Origin of the sequence: Rathayibacter sp. AY1A3 (assembly GCF_002930975.1) — a bacterium.
Lineage (GTDB): Bacteria > Actinomycetota > Actinomycetes > Actinomycetales > Microbacteriaceae > Rathayibacter.
On the sequence record NZ_PSTO01000007.1, the window covers coordinates 94,820 to 116,380 of the forward strand.

Sequence of the window (21,561 nt, forward strand, 5' to 3'; positions counted from 1 at the left end):
ATCCCTCCACCACCGCGAACGAGCACCGAAGGAGCCCCGATGGGCTGGAACAACCCGCCGATCCCCTGGTCGGAGTTCGAGCGCCGCCTCTCCAGCGGCAAGCGCGCCGACGGCACGGTCGTCCGGGGCGACGGCGGCGACAGTCCGGCCTGGTCGCACAAGCGCCCCGCCTACGTGGCAGGGGACGACGTCCGGCCGCCGGCTCATCCGGTGCCCTACGCCGAGCTGCACGCCCACTCCCACTTCAGCTTCCTCGACGGGGCGAGCAAGCCGGAGCAGCTGGTCGAGGAGGCGGTCCGGCTCGGCATCGACACTCTCGCGCTCACCGACCACGACGGCCTCTACGGCATCGTGAGGATGGCCGAGGCCGCGCAGGGGCACGCCGTCCGCACGGCCTTCGGAGCCGAGCTCTCGATCGGGCTCACCTCGCCTCAGAACGGGGTCGCCGATCCGGAGGGGACCCACCTGCTCGTCCTCGCGCGCCGCGAGGAGGGCTACCACCGCCTCGCCCGTGCGATCACCACCGCCCAGCTCGCCGGAGCCGAGAAGGGCAAGCCGAGCTACGACCTCGAGGAGCTCGCGCGCGCCGCCGACGGCCACTGGATCGTGCTGACGGGCTGCCGCAAGGGAGCGGTCCGTCAAGCGCTCGCCGCCGCAGGAGTGGCCGCGGCCGAGCAGGAGGTCTGCGAGCTCGTCCGGCTCTTCGGTCCCGCCAACGTCCTCGTGGAGCTGTACGACCACGGGGATCCCCTCGCCTCGCGCGCCAACGACCAGCTGGCGGCGATCGCCGAGAAGCTCCGGCTGCGGACGGTCGCCACCGGGAACGTGCACTACGCCCGGCCGGAGGAGCGCCCCCTCCAGACGGCCCTCGCCGCGGTCAGAGCACGCCGGAGCCTCGACGAGATGGACGGCTGGCTCCCCGCAGCGGGCGGCGCCCACCTGCGCTCCGGCGCCGAGATGACCGAGCGCTTCGGCCGCTACCCCGGCTCCGTGGAGAACACGGTGCGCGTCGCCGACGAGATCGCCTTCGAGCTCGGCCGAGTCCGGCCCCGGCTGCCGCGCCAGGAGGTCCCCGAGGGGCACACCTCGATGAGCTGGCTGCGCGAGCTCGTGCGCGAGGCCGTGCCGGCCAAGTACCCCCGCGCCGACGCCGACGTCCTCGCGCGCCTCGAGAAGGAGCTCGCGGTGATCGAGCAGAAGGACTTCCCGGGCTACTTCCTGATCGTCCACGACATCGTCCACTACGCCAAGCGGAACGGCATCCTCTGCCAGGGACGCGGCTCAGCCGCCAACTCGGCGGTCTGCTACGTCCTGGGCATCACGGCGGTCGACTCGATCTTCTACGACCTGCCGTTCGAGCGGTTCCTCTCCAGCATCCGCGACGAGGAGCCCGACATCGACGTCGACTTCGACTCGGAGCGGCGCGAGGAGGTGATCCAGTACGTCTACCGGAAGTACGGACGTCTGAACGCGGCCCAGGTCGCCAACGTCATCACCTACCGGCCCAAGTTCGCCGTGCGCGACATGGCCAAGGCCCTCGGATACAGCGCTGGGCAGCAGGACGGCTGGTCGAAGCAGGTCGAGCGGTGGGGGTCCGTCACCGAGAGCACCGACCACGACATCCCCGAGGACGTGGTCGCCCTGACCACCCGGGTGCTGGGCACGCCCCGGCACCTGGGCATCCACTCCGGCGGCATGGTGCTGACCGACCGGCCCGTGGGCGAGGTCTGCCCGATCGAGCCCGCCCGGATGGAGGACCGCACCGTCCTGCAGTGGGACAAGGACGACTGCGCCTGGATGGGCCTGGTCAAGTTCGACCTCCTCGGGCTCGGGATGCTCGCCGCCCTGCAGTACACGTTCGACCTCGTCGCCGAGCACGTCGGCGAGAAGTGGGACCTCTCCACCCTCCCCCGGGAGGAGAAGGGCGTCTACGACCAGCTCTGCCGCGCCGATTCGATCGGGGTGTTCCAGGTCGAGAGCCGGGCGCAGATGGGCACCCTCCCCCGGCTGCAGCCGCGCCGCTTCTACGATCTGGTGATCGAGGTCGCGCTCATCCGCCCCGGCCCCATCCAGGGCGGTGCGGTCCACCCCTACATCCGCCGCAAGCTCGGCGAGGAGCCGGTGACGTACCAGCACCCCCTCCTCGTGACGCCGCTCAAGCGCACCCTCGGCGTGCCGCTCTTCCAGGAGCAGCTCATGCAGGTGGCCGTGGCCGTCGGCGACTGCAACGCGGAGGACGCCGACCTGCTGCGCCGGGCGATGGGGTCCAAGCGCGGGACCGAGAAGATCGAGACCCTCCGCGAGCGGCTCTACCAGGGGATGGCCCGCAACGGCATCACGGGCGAGGTCGCGGACGACATATACCTCCGGATCCAGGCCTTCGCGAACTTCGGCTTCGCCGAGAGCCATGCGATCAGCTTCGCCCTGCTGGTCTACGCGAGCGCCTGGCTCCGCCTGCACTACCCCGCTGCGTTCACCGCCGCGCTGCTGCGGGCGCAGCCCATGGGCTTCTACGCCCCGCACACCCTGGTCGCAGATGCCCGGCGTCACGGAGTGGAGGTCGTCTCGCCCGACGTCAACCGCTCCCTGGCGCCTCCCGGGCTCGAGGCGAAAGAGGACGCCCCCGCACGCCGGAGGGGCGGCGCCGCCTACGGGAGCGACGACTGCCTCCGCGCCGATCAGCCGCCCACGGGACTGTTCGACCGCACCGAGCACTTCCACACGGACGACCACAGGCGCGACAGCGGCTTCGTGATCCGGCTCGGGCTGGCAGGGGTGAAGGGCATCGGCACCGCGCTCGCCGAGCACATCGTCGCCGAGCGCGAACGCGGCGGACCCTACGCGAGCATGGCCGACCTCTCGCGTCGGGTCGGCACGACCGCGGCTCAGCTGGAGGCCCTCGGCGCCGCGGGCGCCTTCGACTCGCTCGGTCTGCAGCGTCGGCAGGCGCTCTGGGAGGCCGGCACCGCCGCAGGCGACCGCGAGGAGTTCCTCGCCGGCTCCACGGTCGTCGTGCAGCCCCCGCTCCTGCCGATGCTCTCCCCTCAGGAGCGCGTGGTCTTCGACTTCTGGGCCACCGGCATCTCGCCCGACGACCATCCGCTGCGCCACCTCCGCGAGGGACTCGCTCGCCGCGGCGCCCGCTCCTCGGCCGATCTCCCCGCCATCCCCTCGGGGACCCGGATCGAGGTCGGCGGGGTCGTGATCCACCGCCAACGTCCCTCCACAGCCGGTGGAGTGACCTTCCTCAACCTCGAGGACGAGCACGGGATCCTCAACGTGATCTGCTCCGTCGGAGTATGGAACCGCTACCGCCGCGTGGCCCGCGAGGCACCCGCCCTGCTGGTCAGGGGGATCCTCGAGCGCTCCGACGAGGGGGTGACGAACCTCCTCGCCGACAGGTTCGAGACCCTCACGGTCGGCGCTCGCACCACCTCCCGCAACTTCCGATGACCCCTCAGCGGCACTGCCCGCTCGCCCCACGAGAAAGCGACACCATGACCACTCTCGACCACGCCGCTCCCGTTCCGCACCTCGATGCGCCGCTCCTGAACGACCGGGAGCTGCGCGAGCGCGTCTCCTCGCTGATCGGACCGGCCTACCGCCGGGCGCTGTGGCCGATCTTCCTCGACCGCGACGGCGTGCAGCTGCCGATCCTCTACCCGGTGGACGGACTCCCCGTGCACCCCGACGAGGAGAAGACCGAGCGGATCGTCGCCACCCTCGCCAAGGCCGTGGCGCACCAGGACGTGGGCTCGCTCGCCTTCGCCCTGGAACGTCCCGGGCGCGCCTTCCTCGGCGAGACCGATCGGGTCCTCGCCCGTCACCTGGCGGCGGCGTGCCACAAGCGGGCCATCCCCCTCCGCGCGCTCCTGCTCGTCCACGACGAGGGAGTGCGGGTCGTGACCGCGACGGAGTACGCCGCGGTCACGCTCTGAGCGCTCGGGCCCCAGGCGGCCGTTCAGGACAGCGGCGGCCGGCCACCTGAACAGCCTGCCGCCACGGAGCTCAGGCGCTCAGGCGCTCAGCGTCACCAGCAGCGAGGAACCGCCGAGATCCACCTCAGTGTCCCCGGGCTGCACCGCGTACTCCCCGACGCCGAGCAGCGTCTCCGCCACCTCCGGCAGGGCGATGCGGGCGGCGGACTCGCCGACGTTGATCGCCACGGTCACCCGACCGCGGCCGAGAGTCAGCCAGCGGGCCTCCTCGTCGAACTCCACGCGGAGCGACCCGAAGCGCGGGTCCGTCAGCTCGGGGTAGCGGCGGCGGATCACCGCCAGCTCGCGGTACACCTCGAGGGTGCGGGCGTGACGCCCCTCCCCGACCTCGGACCAGTCGAGCCGCGAGCGCAGGAACGTCTCCGGGTCCTGCGGGTCGGGCACGACCTCCGGGTCCCAACCCATCTTCGCGAACTCCTCGATGCGGCCCTTCGCCGTCGCCTCGCCCAGATCCTTCTCCGGGTGCGAGGTGAAGAACTGCCACGGGGTCGACGCCGCCCACTCCTCCCCCATGAACAGCATGGGAGTGAAAGGGCCCAGCAGCGTCAGTGCCGCGGCGATCGCGAGGCGCCCCTCGTCGAGGGTCGCCGTCAGACGGTCGCCGACCGCCCGGTTGCCGATCTGGTCGTGGTTCTGGCTGCAGACCACCAGGCGCCAGGTCGGCATGTGCTCGGTGTCCACCGGACGGCCGTGGTGGCGGCCGCGGAACGTCGAGAGGGTGCCGTCGTGGAAGAAGCCTCGCGTCAGCACCTTCGCGAGGGCGCCGAGCGGCGCGAAGTCCTCGTAGTAGCCCGTGGTCTCCCCGGTCAGCGCGACGTGGACCGCGTGGTGGAAGTCGTCGCTCCACTGCGCGTCGAGCCCGTAGCCGTGCGCCTCCCGCGGAGTGATCAGCGTCGGGTCGTTGAGGTCGGACTCGGCGATCAGCGTCAGAGGGCGCCCGACGTGGGCCGACAGCACGGCCACCTCGCTCGCCATCTCCTCGAGCACGTGCACGGCCCGCTCGTCCGAGAGGGCGTGCACCGCGTCCAGGCGCAGGGCGTCGACGTGGTAGTCGCGCAGCCACATCAGAGCGTTGTCGATGATGTACCCGCGGACGGTGTCCGAACCCTCGCCGTCCAGGTTGATCGAGCTGCCCCAGGTGTTGGCCTTCTCGTTCTTGAGGTAGGGGCCGAACTCCGGCAGGTAGTTGCCGCTCGGGCCGAGGTGGTTGTAGACGACGTCCTGGACCACGCCGAGGCCGGCGCGGTGGGCGGCGTCCACGAAGCGCTGGTACGCCTCGGGTCCGCCGTACGGCTCGTGCACGGCGTACCAGAGGACGCCGTCGTAGCCCCAGTTGTGCGTTCCGTTCACCGCGTTGACCGGCAGCAGCTCGATGAAGTCCACGCCGATCGAGCGCAGGTGCTCGAAGCGCTCCGCCGCCGCGTCCAGGGTGCCCTCGGGTGTGAACGTGCCGAGGTGCAGCTCGTAGATGACGGCGCCGGCGAGCTCGCGCCCGGTCCAGGCGGAGTCGCCCCACTCGTGCGCCGAGGGGTCGAACGTGCGCGAGAGCTCGTGCACGCCCTTCGGCTGGCGGCGCGAGCGGGGATCCGGCAGCGGACCACTGCCGTCCACCCGGTACCCGTAGTCGACCTCGCCGGTGGCCGGGGCCGACGCGGGCGCCCGCCACCATCCGTCGTCTCCGTGGCGGGTCATCGTCAGCGACGAGTCGTCGCCGAGAAGGAGCTCGACCGTCGAGGCCTCGGGGGCCCAGACGTCGAACCGCGCGGGCCCGGTCGTCGGGAGTGCGTAGCGGTAGGGAGTCGTGCTGATCACTGCTGTCTCCAGGAGGGGTCGTATCGGTCTGCGGTGCGGTGGCGGAACCGGTCAGGAGACCGGGGCGAGCAGTGCCACGGGGTAGTCGGCGAGGATCTCGGCGACCGGAGTCACTCCTCCCGCGAAGGTGCGGCCGGTGAGGACGTCCTCCATCGGGTGCCCGGGCAGGACCACGACCGTGCCGTTCCACCCGCCCGAAGCGGCGAGGCCCTCGGGGAGCCGGGTCGCGACGGTCAGCGCGCCGCCGCGGTCGAAGGCGATCGCGTGCTCGGCGGCGGGCCCGATCGCGGGGACGGCGGCGTAGCGGGTGAACAGCTCGGGGCGGTCGCGGCGGAGCCGGAGGGCGCGCGAGGTGACGAGGAGCTTCGCGGCTCCCTCGGCGTCGATCGCGGGCTTCCAGCCGCCGTCGATCCGCTCCAGCAGCGCTCGACGCTGCCCGAAGTCGACCTCGCGGCGGTTGTCCGGGTCGACGAGGGAGGTCTCCCAGAGCTCGCTGCCCTGGTAGACGTCCGGGATGCCCGGGGCGGTGATCTGCACGAGCTTCGCGGCGAGGCCGTTCGACCAGCCGGCGGCCGACACCCGCTCGACGGTCTGCTCGACCAGCCGGCGGACGGCGGGCTCGTCGAACGCCGCGTCGATCGCCGCGTGCATCCGCTTCTCGAACTGCTCGTCAGGAGCGGTCCAGTGCGTCGAGTCGTCGGCCTCGCGCGACGCCTTCTCGGCGTAGGCGTGCAGGCGCTCGCGGCTCGCGGGCCAGGTCCCCACGACGGCCTCCCAGAGCAGGTGCTCGATCGGGCCGTCGCCGAAGCCGACGAGGGCGTGGAGCTCGCGGAGCGTCGCCGCCCACGCCTCCGGGTCCTCGGCCAGTGCGGTGATCCGGGCACGGGTGTCCTCGCCGCGCTTCGTGTCGTGGGTCGAGAGCGTGGTGAGCGAGGCGGGGAACGAGGCCTGGCGCACGGCCTGGCGGCGGTGGAACTCGACCAGGTCGATCGCGAACTCGTCCGGGTCCGCTCCGACCTCGTTCAGCGAGGTGAGGCGGCTGAAGCGGTAGAACGCCGTGTCCTCGACGCCCTTCGCCATCACCATGCCGGAGGTCTGCTGGAAGCGCACGGACACCGGAGTGCCGGTCTCGCCGAGCGCCGCGGCGACCTCGTCGATGGTCGCGCGGATCTCGGGGCGGCGGCGCACGGCGTCGACCCGGGCGTGCTCGAGGTGCTCCGCTCCGTAGGGGAGGTAGCTGCGGTAGACCGGGTAGGTCGCCAGGAGCTCCGCCAGCGCGTCGTCCGCTCCCTCGATGCCGGGGATCAGGCGGGCCAGCCGCAGGACCTCGGAGCGGAGGATCCCGTCGGCGATGCCGCGCTTGGTGTCGTGGATGAGGTCGGCCCACTGCAGCGGGGCGCCCTTCCCCGTGAGCTCGGCGTCGAGGCCCTCCAGCACGGGGCGGGCGTCGGGGTCGACCAGGATGCGGTCGACGTCGGCCAGTGCGTCGTAGCCCGTGGTGCCGACGGTCGCCCAGTGCGGCGGCAGCTCCTCGTCGCCCTCGAGGATCTTCTCGACCCAGACCGGGGCGCCGCCGATCGCGCGGGCCAGGTCGTCGAGGTATCCGCCCGGGTCGGCCAGGCCGTCCGGGTGGTCGACGCGCAGGCCGTCAGCGAGCCCCTCGGTGAACCAGCGGACGATCTCGGCGTGTGAGGCGTCGAACACCTCGGGCCGCTCGACCGTGATGGCGGCGAGGGTGTTCACCGCGAAGAAGCGGCGGTAGTTCAGCTCGGCGTCGGCGCGGCGCCAGTTCACGAGCTCGTAGCTCTGGCGCGCGTGCACCGTACGGCCGGAGTCGCCGGGCTCGGCGGTGCCGGGCGCGATCGGCAGGCGGTTCTCGTAGTAGTGCAGCTCGTCGCCGACGACCTCGAGCGCGTCGAGCTCGCTGTCGCTGTCGCCCTCGCTCGCACCGTCGCCGAGGATCGGCACGCGCAGCTTCCCGCCCCCCGCCTCCCAGTCGATGTCGAAGGCGGTGGCGTAGCGGGAGGACTTCCCGTTCCTCAGCAGGTCCCACCACCAGGAGTTCTCGCTCGGGGTCGCGACGCCCATGTGGTTGGGGACGATGTCGATGAGGACGCCGAGGCCCTCCGCCCGCGCCGCGGCCGAGGCGTTCGCCAGGCCGGCCGCGCCACCGCGATCGGGATCGACCTCGGTGTGGTCCACCACGTCGTAGCCGTGGTCCGAGCCGGGCTCGGCCTTCAGCAGCGGCGAGAAGTACAGCCAGTCCGCTCCGAGCGCGCGCACGTAGTCGGCGACGCGGGCGGCGTCGTCGAGGTCGAACGCCGACCGGATCTGGAGGCGGTAGGTGGAGGCGGGCAGACGCACGTCAGGCTCCTGTCGAGGGTGCGGTCGCGGAGTCGGTCGACTCGGCGTGGGGGCTGGTGGGTCCCGTCGAGGAGACGATCGGGATGGCCGAGGTGGCGGCCAGGGACGCGAGCGAGGCGGCGACCGAGTGGTCGACCTCGGGCTCGGGCGTGCTGTGCTCCTGGAGGATGACGAGCGACTTCGCCTGGACGGTGAGCATCGCCCCCGCCGGACGCGGGATCGAGTCCGCCTCGGCGCCGGCGGTGTCGACGAGGACGCTCCACTCGAGCGCGTACTCGTCGCTCGGGATCGCGAACTCGACGTCGACGTCGTCGGCGTTGAAGTACAGGAGGAAGCTGTCGTCGGTGACGGGGCGCCCGCGCTGGTCGCGCTCGCGGATCCCGTTGCCGTTGAGGTAGATGCCCACCGATCGGCCGAGACCGGAGTCCCAGTCGGACGGGGACATCTCGGTGCCGGCGGCGGTGAACCAGACGATGTCGGGCAGGGGCTCGCCGTCGCCGCGCAGGACGGGGCGGCCGTCGAAGAAGCGCATGCGTCGGAAGGTCGGGTGCTCGGCGCGCAGGCGGATGAGCGCCGCGGTGAACTCGAGCAGCGGCCGGTCGGCGTGCGCCCAGTCGATCCAGGTCAGCTCGCTGTCCTGGGCGTAGGTGTTGTTGTTGCCGTTCTGGGTCCGGCCCAGCTCGTCGCCGTGGAGGATCATCGGGACGCCCTGGGAGATCAGCATCGTCGCGAGGAAGTTCCGCTGCTGGCGCGCCCGGAGCGCGAGCACCCGCGGGTCGTCCGTGGGCCCCTCCACGCCGTGGTTCCAGGAGCGGTTGTGCGACTCGCCGTCGTTGCCGTCCTCGCCGTTGGCGTCGTTGTGCTTCTCGTTGTACGAGACCAGGTCCCGGAGGGTGAAGCCGTCGTGCGCCGTGACGAAGTTGATCGAGGCGACCGGGTAGCGGCCCGAGTGCGCGTAGAGGTCGGCCGAGCCGGTGAGGCGCGAGGCGAACTCCCCCAGCGTCGACGGTTCGCCGCGCCAGAAGTCGCGGACCGTGTCGCGGTACTTGCCGTTCCACTCCGTCCACTGGGGCGGGAAGTTTCCCACCTGGTAGCCGCCGGGCCCGACGTCCCACGGCTCGGCGATCAGCTTCACCTGCGAGACCACCGGGTCCTGCTGGACGAGCTCGAAGAAGGTGGAGAGCCGGTCGACGTCGTAGAACTCGCGTGCCAGCGCCGAGGCGAGGTCGAAGCGGAAGCCGTCGACGCGCATCTCCGTCACCCAGTAGCGCAGCGAGTCCATGATCAGCTGGAGCGAGTGCGGGTGTCGCACGTTCAGGGTGTTCCCGGTGCCGGTGTAGTCCATGTAGTAGCGCTTGTCGTCGTCGACGAGGCGGTAGTACGCCTCGTTGTCGATGCCGCGGAACGACAGGGTGGGGCCGAGGTGGTTGCCCTCCGCCGTGTGGTTGTAGACCACGTCGAGGATGACCTCGATGCCGGCCGCGTGGAGCGCCTTCACCATGCTCTTGAACTCCTGGACCTGCTGGCCCTGGTCGCCCGTGGAGGAGTAGGTGTTCTGCGGTGCGAAGAAGCCGATCGTGTTGTAGCCCCAGTAGTTCGAGAGGCCCTTGTCCATCAGCGTGGAGTCGTTCACGAACTGGTGCACGGGCATGAGCTCGATCGCCGAGACGCCCAGGTGCTTGAGGTGGTCGATCACCGCGGGGTGGGCGACTCCGGCGTAGGTGCCGCGGAGCTCCTCCGGCACGTCGGGGTGCGTCTTGGTGAGCCCCTTCACGTGCGCCTCGTAGATCACGGTGCTGTCGTAGGAGGTGCGCGGGCGGCGGTCACCGGCCCAGTCGAAGAAGGGGTTGATGACGACGCCCATCATCATGTGCGGCGCCGAGTCCTCGTCGTTCGTCGAGTCCGGGTCGCCGAAGGTGTACGAGAAGAGGGACTGGTCCCAGTCGATCTCCCCCGAGATCGCCTTCGCGTAGGGGTCCAGCAGCAGCTTGTTCGGGTTGCAGCGGTGGCCGGCATCGGGGTCGTACGGTCCGTGGATGCGGAAGCCGTAGCGCTGGCCCGGCTGGACCTGCGGGAGGTAGCAGTGCCAGACGTAGGCGTCCGACTCCTGGATCTCGACGCGCGTCTCGGTGCCGTCCTCCTCGAAGAGGCACAGCTCGACGCGCTCGGCGATCTCGCTGAACAGGGCGAAGTTCGTGCCGCTTCCGTCGAACGTCGCGCCCAACGGGTAGGCGGTTCCGGGCCAGGTCTCCACGAGACTCCTCAGGGGATTGTTCTCGGGCAGTCCGGGAGACGCCGATGTGCGGTCTGCGGATGCCCGACGTCGGGGGTGATGGTCCGTCACTTCCGCGACGGACCGACTGCTCAGCTTAGCGAGCGTGTCTCGAGCATTCCCCTGACGGTCAGCGCTCATCGCGCGGTCCTCCTCCGGTGGTCACGACCGGCGGCCGGAACCGCCGTCCGGTTCGTCCTGCGGGCGCGTGAGCGGGCAGGTCGTTCCGGTGGGTCACGCTCGAACAGTACGGTCGCGCCCGGTCCGCCGGGGAGGGCTGGCGCCGCGCCGGGTGCATCGGCTAGAACGCGCCGGAGGGACTGTCCGGCGCACGCGGAGGGGCCGGCCGGGCTGGGCGGGAGCAGCGATCGGCTCCGTCGTCGAGAGCGCGGCGCCACGTACCGGGGCGCCTCACCGCGATCAGTGCGAGCCGAGCCTGCGCCGCAGGAGGTCGATCCGCGCCTGCAGCTGGGTCACGCTCGCCTGCGCCACCGCGGGTCCGCCGCAGAGCCGGCGCAGCTCGGTGTGCACCTGGCCGTGCGACTCGCCCGTCCCCCGTGCCCACAGGCCGACCAGGGAGTTGAGCAGGCTGCGCTGCTCCTTGAGCGTGCGGTAGAGCGGCGCCGGGATCTCGCTCGCCGGCTCGGCCGGGGCCGCCGCGCCCGCGCGGCTGCCGGCGCGCTTGGCCTGCCGCTGCTGCCGGTGCTGGAGCAGCTCCCGCACCTGGTCGGGCTCGAGGAGCCCCGGCAGGCCGATGAAGTCGAGCTCCTCCTCGCTCTCGACCTCGACCTCCATCCCGAACTCGGCGCCCTCGTAGACGACGCGGTCGAAGGTGGCGGCCGAGCCGATCGACTCGAAGCGGCCCTCCTCCAGGAGATCGGAGGACGCCTTGTCGCTGCGCTCGGCGTCGGCCATCAGGTCGGCCTCGGGGTACTCCTCGTCGTCGGAGGTCCTGCGGTCGAGGGCGTGATCGCGCTGCAGCTCCATCGAGCCCGCCAGCGCGAGCAGGCCGGGCACGTTCGGGAGGAACACCGAGGCGGTCTCGCCGCGGCGCCGCGCGCGCACGAAGCGGCCGATCGCCTGGGCGAAGAACAGAGGAGTCGACGCCGATGTCGCGTAGACGCCGACGGCGAGCCTCGGCACGTCGACGCCCTCGGAGACCATGCGGACCGCGACCATCCAGCGACTGGTGTCCTTCGCGAACTCCTCGATCCGGTCGCTCGCCTCCTTCTCGTCGGAGAGCACGACGGTGACGGTCTCGCCGCTGATCTCGCGGAGCATCGCGGCGTAGGCGCGCGCGGTGTAGTGGTCGGTCGCGATGACCAGGCCGCCGGCGTCGGGCACGGCGCGCCGCACCTCGGTGAGGCGGGTGTTGGCGGCGCGGAGGACCGAGGGGATCCAGTCGCCCTTCGGGTCCAGCGCGGTCCGCCAGGCCTGCGAGGTGATGTCCTTGGTGTTGCCCTCGCCGAGCCGCGCCTCCATCTCGTCGCCGGCCTTCGACTTCCAGCGCATCTGCCCGGCGTAGACCATGAACAGCACCGGCCGGACGACGCCGTCCGCGAGCGCGCGGCCGTAGCCGTAGGCGTAGTCGGTGAGCGAGGTGCGGATGCCCTCCTCGTCCGGCAGGTAGCTGACGAACGGGATCGCCGCCGTGTCCGAGCGGAACGGCGTCCCGGTCAGCGAGAGCCGGCGGACCGCGGGCTCGAAGGCCTCGCGCACCGCGTCGCCCCAGCTGAGGGCGTCGCCGGCGTGGTGCACCTCGTCGAGGATGACGAGGGTGCGGCCGGACAGGGTGAGCTCGCGGTGGAGCTCGGCGCGGACGGCGACCTGCGCGTAGGTGACGGCGACGCCGTGGTAGTGGCGGGCGTGGCGGCCCATGCGGTTGGTGAAGGTCGGGTCCAGACGGATGCCGACGCGGTGCGCGGCCTCGGCCCACTGGCGCTTGAGGTGCTCCGTCGGAGCGACCACGGTGATCCGGTCGACCGTGCGGTTGTGCAGCAGCTCGGCGGCCAGCCGCAGCGCGAAGGTGGTCTTGCCCGCGCCCGGGGTCGCGGCGGCCAGGAAGTCGCGCGGCTCGTGCTGGAAGTAGGCCTCGAGCGCCTCCGCCTGCCAGGCGCGGAGCTTGTTCGCGGTACCCCACGGTGCCCTGCCCGGGAACGACGGGGACAGGTGCTCAGCGGCGGAGGTGCCGACCTGATGACCGAAGCTCGAGGGACTGTTCACGTGGACCGAATCTAGCCGACGCCTCCGACAGCGGCTCGGTCTCCGCGGCCCGCCGGGAGGCGCACGGCGTGTCGCGCCGTGCCACCGGCGGCCGGGTGCGGAGCATGATGGAGGGATGGTCGAGCAGCGTCATCCGTGGTCCCGCTACGTCGCCCTGGGCGACTCCTTCACCGAGGGGATCGGCGATCCCGAGCCCGGCAGCCCCGGCGGGCACCGCGGCTGGGCGGACCGCGTGGCGGAGGTCCTGGGCAGCCAGAACGAGGACTTCGCCTACGCCAACCTGGCGGTGCGCGGCCGCCTCCTGCAGCAGATCGTCGACGAGCAGGTCGAGCCCGCCCTGGAGCTGCGCCCCGACCTCATCACCATCTCCGCGGGCGGGAACGACGTCATCCGCCCGGGGACCGACCCCGACGACATCGCGTCCCGCTTCGAGTCGGGCCTCGCCCGGCTCCGCTCCGACGGGGCGACCGTCGTCCTCTTCACCGGAGTGGACGTGGGCTTCTCCCCCGTGTTCGGGCGGATCCGCGGGAAGGTCGCGATCTACAACGAGAACCTGCGGGCGCTGGCCAAGCGGTACGACTGCATCGTCGCCGACCAGTGGTCCCTCCAGGAGATCCAGGACGTGCGGATGTGGGCGCCGGACCGCCTGCACCTCAACCCGCACGGCCACCACGAGGTCGCGCGCATGGTCCTCGAGTCGCTGAACGTCGAGAACGACCTGCGCCCCCTCGCCCCGGAGCCGCTGCACGCCCGCACGTGGCGTGCCGCCCGCACGGAGGACATCCAGTGGGCGCGGGAGTACCTCGTGCCCTGGGTGCTGCGCCGAGTCCGCCACCAGTCCTCCGGCGACTTCATCACCGCCAAACGGCCCTCCGCCGAGCGCTGGAGCATCGATCCCGCGGCCTCGGAGCCGGGCTCGGTCGTGCCGGGCAACGCGACGCCGGAGGAGGTCGCCGAGGACATCGCGACCGCCGGCGTGCGGATCGTCGGCGACCGGGCCGCGGATCCCCTGGCCTGATCCGCTCCCGGGAGGCGGCGGCTCGCCCCGCGCTCAGCCGAACAGCTCGGCCGGGTGGCCGAGGCGCCAGGCGAAGCCCGGGTCCTCGATCGACCCGTCGGCGACGAGGGGAAGCTCGTACGGGGTGCCGTTGACGTCGACGGTCGCGGTCCCCACGCGCTCGCCGTCGGCGACGGTCTCGAGCGGATCGAGGGCGACCGTGGTCGACGTCGAGACCGCACCCCACACCAGCACGGACCGCGCCTCCGCGGTCTCGGCCGTCGCCGTCTCCCCCCAGGCGCTCGTGAGGGTGCCGTACTCCTGCCCCTCGACGGTCAGCGGGACGGTCCGGAAGCCCGCCTCGACGGTCGGGACGAGGGTCAGCACGTCCGCGGCGAGCTGCGGGTGCGTGCGCGCGCCCACCACCACGCCGACCAGGGTGACCGGCCGGCCCTCGACGGTCGCGTCGAGCGAGAACAGCAGGCACGAGCCCGCCTCGTCGGTCGTCCCCGTCTTGATCCCGTCCACTCCCGAGCGGCCGAGGAGCGAGTTGGTGTTGTCGACCTCGCCGACCCCCGGGATGACCGCGGTCGGCATCGCGACGATCGGAGCGAGCACCGGGTCCGCGATCAGCAGCTCGCCCAGGCGCACCATCTCGGCCGTCGTGCTGACCGTCGCCGGCGAGAGCCCGCTGGTGTCGGCGAGGGAGGTCCGCTCGAGCCCCTGCCCGTCGAGCCAGCCGCGCGCCGCGGCGAGGAAGGCGTCCTCCGAGCCGTACGCCCAGATCGCGAGCGACTTCGCGTAGTTGTTCGCGGACGGGAGCATCATGGCGGTCAGCGCCTCCCGCTCGGTCAGCTGCAGACCCGCGGTGACCGGAGCGTTCGAGCCGTTCTCGGCCAGGGTGTCGTTGTAGTACTGCACGTCCGCGCTCGTGAAGGTGATGGTCTCCCCGTCCGTCCCCGCCGCGATCGGCTTCGCCGCGAGGACGACGAGAGCGGTGACGACCTTGGCGATGCTCCCCGTCGGCACGGTTCCGGTGGAGCCGTAGCGGGCGAGCAGCCCGTCCTCCTCCGTCCCGTCGATGCCCACGGCCGCCACGGCGCCGGAGCCGTAGGCCGGCCAGGCCGGAGCGGGCGCGTCGACGGTGCTCGAGACGGGGTCCACCGCGACGGCGCTCGCCGTCGGCAGCTCCGCGGTCGCCGCGTTGGTCGCGTAGGCACCGCCTCCACCGACCAGCACGGTCGCAGCGACGAGACCGGCGACGACCGCCCCGCGCCGTCGACGCGGTCGCGGCTCCGGCGCGGCGGGCTCCCCGAACAGGTCGAGGGCGTCGTCGGATCGGGTCGGGGAGGTCACCCCGTCATCGTACGGGCGGGCCTCTCACCCGTCCCGGACGCCGCCCCGTCGTCGGACGCGGCGGGTGACGCGCGGCACCGACCCCGATCCCGCGTCGCGAGCGTCAGCGGCGGGTCACCGCCGGGCCGCCGAGCGCCGGAGCCCGGCGGTCAGCGCCCGCGGGTCAGCGCCCACAGCGCGACGGCGCTCGCCGAGGCCACGTTGAGCGAGTCGACGCCGTGCAGCATCGGGATGGTGACGACGGTGTCCGAGGCGTCCAGCGCCGCGCGGCTGAGCCCGTCCCCCTCGGCGCCCAGGACGATCGCGACGCGCTCGGGGCGAGCCGCCGCGTACTCATCGAGCGGCACCGCGTCCGGAGCGAGCGCCAGCGCGGCGACCGAGAACCCGGCCTCCTCCAGAGCGCGGCGAGCCGGTGCCCACTCGGGGGTGCGCGTCCACGGCACCTGCAGGACCGTGCCCATGCTCACCCGGACGCTGCGCCGGTACAGGGGGTCCGCGCAGCGCGGCGTCACGAGGACCGCGTCCGCGCCCATCCCGGCCGCGGCGCGGAAGACGGCGCCGACGTTGGTGTGGTCGACCAGGTCCTCCAGGATCACGACGAGGCGCGCGCCCTCCAGCAGCTCGGCCATCGGCCGCAGCGGCGGACGGTGCATCGAGGCGAGCGCTCCGCGGTGGAGGTGGAACCCGGTCAGCTCCTCGATCAGCGGATCCGGCGCCACGAAGACCGGCACCTCGGGATGACGCTCGAGCACCCCGGCCGCGTCCGGCAGCCGCTTCTCCTGCACCAGGACCGAGCGGGGACGGTGCCCGGCGTCGAGCGCCCGCTCGATCACCTTGGCGGACTCGGCGATGTACAGACCGCCCTCCGGCTCCAGCACCCGCCGCAGCGCCACGTCGGTGAGGCGGTGGTAGTCGGCGAGGAGCGGGTGGTCGAGGTCGGTGATGTGCACGATCGGCATCCCGGCAATCTAGGGCACGGCGCGGACTAAACTCGTCGGGGGCCGCTCGAACGGCCCTCGAAGGAGGCGCGGATGGAGTCGAGTCCGACACCGGTCGCCGAGGGCCCCGAGGCGCTCGCGGTCGAGCAGGCCGTCGAACTCCTCAGCGGGCGCCGCATCGCCGCCGTCACCGGCGCGGGCATGAGCACCGACTCGGGCATCCCCGACTACCGCGGAGCCGGGGCACCGGTGCGCAGCCCGATGACCTACTCCCAGTTCGTCGCCGATCCCGACTACCGCCGCCGGTACTGGGCCGGCAGCCAGCTCGGCTGGCGCCGCTTCACCAGCACGCTCCCCAACGACGGCCACCGGGCCCTGGCCCGGCTCGAGGAGCGCGGCCTGCTCACGGGCGTCGTCACCCAGAACGTCGACGGCCTGCACGTCCGGGCCGGCTCGCGCCGTGTGGTGGATCTGCACGGCTCGGCGGACCGTGTGTGCTGCATGACCTGCGGCCAGTACTTCGCCCGCGACGCGGTGGCCGAGCGGATCGAGGCGCTCAACCCCTGGCTCGACGACCCCGACGTCTCCTCCCTCAACCCCGACGGCGACGCCGAGGTCCACGACGTCTCGGCGATGACCGTCCCCGAGTGCACGGTCTGCGGCGGGATCCTGAAGCCGGACATCGTCTTCTTCGGCGAGTTCATCCCGACCGAGCGGTTCGAGGAGGCGCGCGCCATCGTCGCGGGCGCCGACGCCCTGCTCGTGGCCGGCTCGTCGCTCGTGGTCAACTCCGGCATCCGCTTCCTCGAGATCGCCCGTCGCGCCCGGATGCCGATCGTGATCGTCAACCGCGGCACCACCAAGGGCGACTCGCGCGCGAGCATCAAGATCGACGGCGGCACCAGCGAGGTGCTCCGCGAGCTCGCCGAGCGCCTGCCCGCGCGCCGCACCGCCGCCCTCTGAGCTCCCGACTGCTCCGCACCCGACCTCCCGAGAGGCCCCTGTGACCCAGCTCACCCTCGTCCGTCACGGCCAGACCGACTGGAACGCCGCCCGGCGCATCCAGGGCAGGAGCGACATCCCGCTCAACGCGACCGGGCGCGCCCAGGCGCGGGCGGCGGCGCGGCTGCTCGCCGACCGGCGCTTCGACGCCGTGGTCGCCAGTCCGCTGCAGCGCGCCTTCGACACCGGAGCCATCATCGCGCGCGGTCTCGGCCTCGACGAGCCGCTGGCGGTGCCGGGCCTGGCCGAGCGCGCCTACGGCGAGGCGGAGGGGATGACCGGTCCCGAGCTCGCCGAGCGCTTCCCCGGAGGCATCGAGCGCGCGCCGATCCCCGGCTGCGAGACCCGCGCCGAGGTCGTCGAGCGGGCGACCGCCGCGCTGCTCGAGGTGGCCGATCGCTTCCCCGGCGCGTCCGTCGTCGTCGCCACGCACGGTGCGGTCATCGGCAGCCTGATCCGCGCGCTCAGCAGCGAGGACCTCCCTGTGCACGGCGTCTCGGTCGGCAACGGCTCCCGGCACGACTTCGCGATCGTCGACGGGGCACTGCGCATCGTCGGCGTCGACGACTCCGGCGACGTGGTCGTGGCGGACGTCGACCTCGACGACGTGCTCAGCCCGGCCCCGGGAGCCTGACGGCCCGCCTCCCGGAGGCGGTCCGATCGCCGGCCCCGCGTCAGCGCCGGCCGAGGTCGTGCAGGAGCCCGAAGAGCACCCGGGCGGAGTCGCGCCAGGAGAAGGCCGCGGCCCGCTCCCTCGCCCGGGCCGAGTGCGTCCGCCACACGGCGCCGTCCTCGAGCGATCGCACGCCGTCCGCGATACCCTTCGCGCTCGACGGGTCGACGTACACGGCGGCGTCCTGGGCGATCTCGCGGAAGATCGGGATGTCGCTCACCACGACCGGCGTCCCGAGCGCCATCGCCTCGACCAGCGGGATCCCGAAGCCCTCGTCCCTGCTCGCCGTCACGAGAGCGGTCGCCCGCGCGAGCACCGCGCGGTACTCCGCGTCCGGCGCCCCCTGGTGGAACACCAGCTTCGCGGTCGGCGCCAGGGCCCGGAGCGTCTCGACGGTCTCGTCGCTCGCCCGGCTCATCAGGTGCAGCTCGTAGTCGGGCAGAAGCCGCATCGCGCGCGCGAGCGTCTCGACGTTCTTGTAGGGCATGAACGAGCCCATGTAGACGAGCGAGCGCCCGGCCGACCGGTCGGGCAGCGATCCCGCCAGAGCGGCGCTCGCCTCGTCGGGCTCGGTCGCCGCGTTCGGGACGACGACCACCGGCCGGGTGGTGAGGCGGTGGGAGCGGATCAGGTCGCGGGTGGTCTCCGAGACGGTGACGACCGCGTCGGCGCGCTGAAGGAGCCTCCGCTGCGGCCACCAGGCGAGGTGGTAGAGCCGCCAGAGCGCGCGCACGGGAGCGGCCAGGTCGCGCGGCGGAGTGCGGTGGCGGTAGTAGATGAGGTCGTGCACGGTCAGGACGAGCCGGTAGCGGCGGCCGAGCGAGCCCATGGTCTGCATCGGCGAGAAGACCACGTCGGGCCGCAGCCGGTTCACCAGCAGCGCGACGAACGGCTCGAACGGGCTGGTCGGCCCGGTCACGCGCTCCCACGGGAGCGACGGGAGCATCGCGAGCTGGCGGCGGTCGCTGATCAGCATGGTCACGTCGTGCAGCTTCGCGAGCTCGCGGACGAGCTCCGCGGTGTAGCGGCTGATCCCGTCGTGCCGCTCGAGCCGGGTGTACCGGCAGTCGACGACGATCCTCATCGGTCGATCCCCTCCTCGAGGGCCGTCCGCAGCACGGCGGCGGCCTCGTCCGGCGTCTCGTAGTGGATCAGGTGGCCGACTCCGTCGATGACGTGCAGGCGGGCGTGCGGCAGCCTCTCGAGCAGGCGGTACTGCGCCGGGAGCGGAGTGATGTCGTCCTGCGCCGCGGCGATCAGCTGCGTCGGCACCCGGATCCGGGAGGCGTACTCGCCGACGTCGTGCGAGACGGAGGCGCGGAACGCCTCGAGGACCGTGTCGCGGGAGGCGAAGGCGCTGAAGTAGCGGTCGTGCTGGTCGTGCACGAAGCGTCGCAGCGCCGGCTCCTTCGTCTTCACCATCGCCAGGCTCATCACCCGCACGATCAGCGGGTCGCTGAGCAGGCGGCGTCCGAGGGGCCCCGGCAGGAGCGCGCCGAGCCGGTAGTAGAGGACGGCGAGCCTGGTCAGGACGCCGCGCGGACCCTGCAGGGCGGGCGCCCCGATCGGGTTGACCAGCACCAGGAGCGGAGCGGGCAGCCCGTCGGCGACGGCCGCGGCCGCGACGATCGAGCCGAAGGAGTGGCCGAGGACGGCCGCCTCACCGCGGAGCCCCAGCGTGTCGAGGAAGGAGCCGAGCCAGGAGGCGTAGCCGTCCACGTCGTGCGGCAGGCGCGTCATCGGGGTCGAGGCGCCGAAGCCGGGCAGGTCGGGAGCGACGACCCGCACGTCCGCTCCCCCGGCGAGCAGACGGGCGACGACGGGCTCGAGGCCGTGGTGCTCGCCGCGGAACCCGTGCACCAGCACGAGGACGGTCGAGGCGTCCGGAGCGCCGTAGGTCCAGTAGGCGGTGCGGGATCCGGCGACGTCCACCGCGGCCTCGCGGACGGGGACACGGCCGAGATCGGAGGCGTAGGGGGAGGGAGTGGTCATCGCGTTCCTTATCGTAGGGAAAGCCCGTCGAAGATCTGGCCGCAACGCCTTGCGTGGCCTCGATCCGAGCCGGGAGCATGATCACGCGCTCGCAACACGGCGCACCGCCCACCCGTCTCGCGAGACGGTCATCCGCTCAGGCAGCAGCAGAAGGAGCACCGTGAGCTTCACGTCGCCGATCCAACTCCCCGGACTCGCCCTCGACCCCCAGTGGTACCGCCGGGCGGTGTTCTACGAGGTGATGATCCGGTCGTACTACGACTCCAACGGCGACGGCGCCGGCGACATCAACGGGCTCGCCTCCAAGCTCGACTACCTGCAGTGGCTCGGCATCGACGCCCTCTGGCTCCCGCCGTTCTACATGTCGCCTCTGCGCGACGGCGGCTACGACGTCTCCGACTTCAAGGCGATCCTCCCCGAGTTCGGCACGATGGAGGACTTCCGCGACCTCGTCCGGAAGGCCCACGAGCGCAACATGCGCATCGTGATGGACTTCCCGCTCAACCACACCAGCGACCAGCACGAGTGGTTCCAGCAGTCCCGCTCCGACCCCGAGGGCCCCCACGGCGACTTCTACGTCTGGAACGACACCGACGACAAGTGGCCGGACATCCGCATCATCTTCGTCGACACCGAGGACTCGAACTGGGCCTTCGACGCCGAGCGCCGCCAGTTCTACTTCCACCGCTTCTTCTCGCACCAGCCGGACCTCAACTTCGAGAACCCCGCCGTGCACGAGGCGATCCACGACGTGGTCAAGTTCTGGCTCGACCTCGGCGTCGACGGCATCCGGCTCGACGCGATCCCCTACCTCTACGAGTCCGACGAGGGCAACGGAGAGGGCGAGCCGCCCACCCACGAGTTCATCAAGAACCTCCGCACCATGGTCGACCGCGACTACCCCGGCCGCATCCTGATCGCCGAGGCGAACCAGTGGCCGCGGGAGGTCGCCGCGTTCTTCGGCACGGAGGAGGAGCCCGAGTGCCACATGGCGTTCGACTTCCCGGTCATGCCGCGCATCTTCTACTCCCTCCGCGCGCAGACGGCGAACGAGCTGAAGAAGGTGCTCTCCGAGACGTTCGACATACCCAGCGGCGCCGCCTGGGGCGTGTTCCTCCGCAACCACGACGAGCTCACGCTCGAGATGGTGTCCGAGGAGTACCGCCAGGCCATGTACGGCTGGTACGCCTACGACCCGCGGATGCGCTCGAACATCGGCATCCGCCGCAGGCTCGCGCCGCTGCTGGACAACTCGCGTGCCGAGCTCGAGCTGATCAACGCCCTGCTCTTCTCCCTCGCCGGCAGCCCGTTCCTGTACTACGGCGACGAGATCGGCATGGGCGACAACATCTGGCTCAACGACCGCGACGCGTCGCGCACGCCGATGCAGTGGACGCCCGACCGCAACGCCGGCTTCTCGGCCGCCGACCCCGGCAAGCTCGTGCAGCCGATCGTCCAGTCGCTCGTCTACCACTACAACCAGGTCAACGTGGAGGCGCAGCTGGCGCAGTCCCGCTCCCTGCTGCACTGGATGCGGAACGTCCTGCACGTGCGCCGCGGCCACCCGGCGTTCGGCCTGGGGTCGATGCGCGTCCTCGAGACGGACCACGAGTCGGTGCTCGCCTTCGTGCGGGACTACGCCGGCTCGGGCTCCGAGATGGGCGACCAGCCCGAGGAGGTGCTCTGCGTCTTCAGCTTCAACCACAACCCGGTCTCGGTGACGATCACGGACCCGGAGAACCCCGGATCGACGCTCAGCGACCTGTTCGGCGGCGGCCGCTTCCCCGGATTCTCGGACGACGGCACGCTGACGATGACACTCGGCACGCAGGGCTTCTTCTGGCTCCACGTCGCCAAGGCGCACGAGGCCCGCTGACCCGGCAGCACGCCGAGGGGCCTCCGGCCGATGTCGGAGGCCCCCTTTAGGCTGTCGG

Annotated in this window: 14 protein-coding genes; 6 read left to right on the top strand and 8 right to left on the bottom strand. The window is 72.1% G+C overall.

Going from position 1 to position 21,561, the window contains the following annotated elements:
* The first annotated feature begins 39 nt into the window (after positions 1-39).
* Entirely contained in the window at positions 40-3,453 is a 3,414-nt protein-coding gene (locus C5C10_RS05225; RefSeq protein WP_104328725.1) for an error-prone DNA polymerase, read from the top strand.
* A 44-nt stretch (positions 3,454-3,497) separates the two neighbouring features.
* Positions 3,498-3,938: a hypothetical protein gene (locus C5C10_RS05230; protein ID WP_104328726.1), complete on the top strand. Its 441-nt coding sequence runs from the start codon at positions 3,498-3,500 to the stop codon at positions 3,936-3,938.
* A gap of 78 nt (positions 3,939-4,016) precedes the next feature.
* On the opposite strand, the gene treZ is transcribed toward C5C10_RS05230, so the two are convergent.
* The 4 genes from treZ to C5C10_RS05250 form a co-directional block, all read right to left on the bottom strand.
* A complete protein-coding gene (gene treZ / locus C5C10_RS05235; protein WP_258060433.1) occupies positions 4,017-5,810 on the bottom strand; it encodes a malto-oligosyltrehalose trehalohydrolase in 1,794 nt (597 codons plus the stop codon).
* A 51-nt stretch (positions 5,811-5,861) separates the two neighbouring features.
* Complete coding sequence (gene treY, locus C5C10_RS05240; protein WP_104328727.1) at positions 5,862-8,174, bottom strand: malto-oligosyltrehalose synthase; 2,313 nt, start codon at positions 8,172-8,174, stop codon at positions 5,862-5,864.
* 1 nt (position 8,175) lies between these two features.
* Entirely contained in the window at positions 8,176-10,428 is a 2,253-nt protein-coding gene (gene glgX, locus C5C10_RS05245; protein ID WP_104237465.1) for a glycogen debranching protein GlgX, read from the bottom strand.
* A gap of 438 nt (positions 10,429-10,866) precedes the next feature.
* Positions 10,867-12,669, bottom strand: coding sequence for a DEAD/DEAH box helicase (locus C5C10_RS05250; RefSeq protein WP_104237466.1), 1,803 nt, complete (start codon positions 12,667-12,669; stop codon positions 10,867-10,869).
* A 115-nt stretch (positions 12,670-12,784) separates the two neighbouring features.
* Between C5C10_RS05250 and C5C10_RS05255 the strand changes: the two genes are divergently transcribed.
* Complete coding sequence (locus C5C10_RS05255) at positions 12,785-13,687, top strand: SGNH/GDSL hydrolase family protein (protein WP_104287900.1); 903 nt, start codon at positions 12,785-12,787, stop codon at positions 13,685-13,687.
* Between the two features lie 33 nt (positions 13,688-13,720).
* Here the strand turns inward: C5C10_RS05255 and C5C10_RS05260 are convergent, their stop codons facing one another.
* Positions 13,721-15,022 carry a D-alanyl-D-alanine carboxypeptidase family protein gene (locus C5C10_RS05260; RefSeq protein WP_104328728.1) on the bottom strand — a complete coding sequence of 434 codons (1,302 nt, stop codon included), beginning with the start codon at positions 15,020-15,022 and terminating at the stop codon, positions 13,721-13,723.
* A 149-nt stretch (positions 15,023-15,171) separates the two neighbouring features.
* Entirely contained in the window at positions 15,172-15,981 is an 810-nt protein-coding gene (locus C5C10_RS05265; RefSeq protein ID WP_104232619.1) for an RNA methyltransferase, read from the bottom strand.
* 72 nt (positions 15,982-16,053) lie between these two features.
* Here C5C10_RS05265 and C5C10_RS05270 point away from each other — a divergent pair, with 72 nt between their 5' ends.
* A complete protein-coding gene (locus C5C10_RS05270; RefSeq protein WP_104328729.1) occupies positions 16,054-16,923 on the top strand; it encodes a Sir2 family NAD-dependent protein deacetylase in 870 nt (289 codons plus the stop codon).
* Positions 16,924-16,963: 40 nt separating this feature from the next.
* Positions 16,964-17,596: a histidine phosphatase family protein gene (locus tag C5C10_RS05275; protein ID WP_104328730.1), complete on the top strand. Its 633-nt coding sequence runs from the start codon at positions 16,964-16,966 to the stop codon at positions 17,594-17,596.
* Positions 17,597-17,636: 40 nt separating this feature from the next.
* On the opposite strand, the gene C5C10_RS05280 is transcribed toward C5C10_RS05275, so the two are convergent.
* Both C5C10_RS05280 and C5C10_RS05285 read right to left on the bottom strand, forming a co-directional pair.
* Entirely contained in the window at positions 17,637-18,719 is a 1,083-nt protein-coding gene (locus C5C10_RS05280) for a glycosyltransferase family 1 protein (protein WP_104232622.1), read from the bottom strand.
* The gene (locus tag C5C10_RS05285; protein WP_104328731.1) at positions 18,716-19,627 is read right to left on the bottom strand and encodes an alpha/beta fold hydrolase; all 912 of its coding nucleotides are present in this window, start codon (positions 19,625-19,627) and stop codon (positions 18,716-18,718) included. The genes C5C10_RS05280 and C5C10_RS05285 overlap by 4 nt, the downstream gene beginning before the upstream one ends.
* A gap of 160 nt (positions 19,628-19,787) precedes the next feature.
* On the opposite strand from C5C10_RS05285, the gene treS reads away from it, so the two are divergent.
* The gene (gene treS / locus C5C10_RS05290; protein WP_104328732.1) at positions 19,788-21,503 is read left to right on the top strand and encodes a maltose alpha-D-glucosyltransferase; all 1,716 of its coding nucleotides are present in this window, start codon (positions 19,788-19,790) and stop codon (positions 21,501-21,503) included.
* Positions 21,504-21,561: the final 58 nt, after the last annotated feature.

Coding starts and splice junctions, on each gene's coding strand:
- C5C10_RS05225 (WP_104328725.1), top strand. CDS start 40: ATGGGCTGGAACAACCCGCCGATCCCCTGGTCGGAGTTCGAGCGCCGC.
- C5C10_RS05230 (WP_104328726.1), top strand. CDS start 3,498: ATGACCACTCTCGACCACGCCGCTCCCGTTCCGCACCTCGATGCGCCG.
- C5C10_RS05255 (WP_104287900.1), top strand. CDS start 12,785: ATGGTCGAGCAGCGTCATCCGTGGTCCCGCTACGTCGCCCTGGGCGAC.
- C5C10_RS05265 (WP_104232619.1), bottom strand. CDS start 15,981: ATGCCGATCGTGCACATCACCGACCTCGACCACCCGCTCCTCGCCGAC.
- C5C10_RS05270 (WP_104328729.1), top strand. CDS start 16,054: ATGGAGTCGAGTCCGACACCGGTCGCCGAGGGCCCCGAGGCGCTCGCG.
- C5C10_RS05280 (WP_104232622.1), bottom strand. CDS start 18,719: ATGAGGATCGTCGTCGACTGCCGGTACACCCGGCTCGAGCGGCACGAC.
- C5C10_RS05285 (WP_104328731.1), bottom strand. CDS start 19,627: ATGACCACTCCCTCCCCCTACGCCTCCGATCTCGGCCGTGTCCCCGTC.